Genomic DNA, 591 nt, shown 5'->3' on the forward strand with positions numbered 1-591 from the left:
GCCTGCAGGCCGGTATCGCGGGTTTCCTCCATCAGCTCCAGATAATCGGCCATCATCTGCGCCGCCCGCTTGCCGTCGCTTCGCGCGATCCGGCGCAGGTCGGTGGCCAGCGCGCCCATGATCGACAACAGCCGATAGTACAGCACGATCGGGTCGATGACCGGCGCAGGCAGGATGTGTATGTCGGAAATCACGGCCGCAAAGATTCGGTCATTGGCCTGCTGCGGCAGGGTCGGCACGAAATCTCCCGACTCGATGCGCGACACCAGCAAGGCCGCGTCCTGCGGCGACGGCACCTGCTGCTCCAGGGCAAAGACATGCGCCCGGATCTCTGCCAGCAGGGCGCGCTGCAGGTCGGTCTCGCGCGCGCGGCGCAGCGTGGCGTCGCGGCGGCGGGTCTGGGACGCGACGACGATCCAACCGATGGCCACAAAAAGGCCGGTGACGACCGCCTGCTGCAGCTGCGGGCTGAGCCATTGGTCAAGCGGCGCCATGGGAACCCGTCCCGCGACATGCGCGTCCTGTTTCGGAAGGAGCGATCATGCACCGATTCTGCCTGTCTACCGTCCTGGCTCTGTGGCCTGCCATGGC

The 591-nt window shown here is 66.8% G+C and carries 1 protein-coding gene; it reads right to left on the reverse strand.

All coding sequences use genetic code 11. From position 1 onward, the window contains the following. Positions 1-494, reverse strand: a 494-nt coding sequence (locus tag TW83_RS17670) for a hypothetical protein (RefSeq protein ID WP_045984101.1), incomplete at its 3' end; no start/stop codon positions are given. Positions 495-591 lie beyond the last annotated feature (97 nt).

The sequence above is a fragment of the Paracoccus sp. S4493 genome, from assembly GCF_000967735.1.
In the GTDB taxonomy this organism is placed as follows: Bacteria; Pseudomonadota; Alphaproteobacteria; order Rhodobacterales; family Rhodobacteraceae; genus Paracoccus; species Paracoccus marcusii.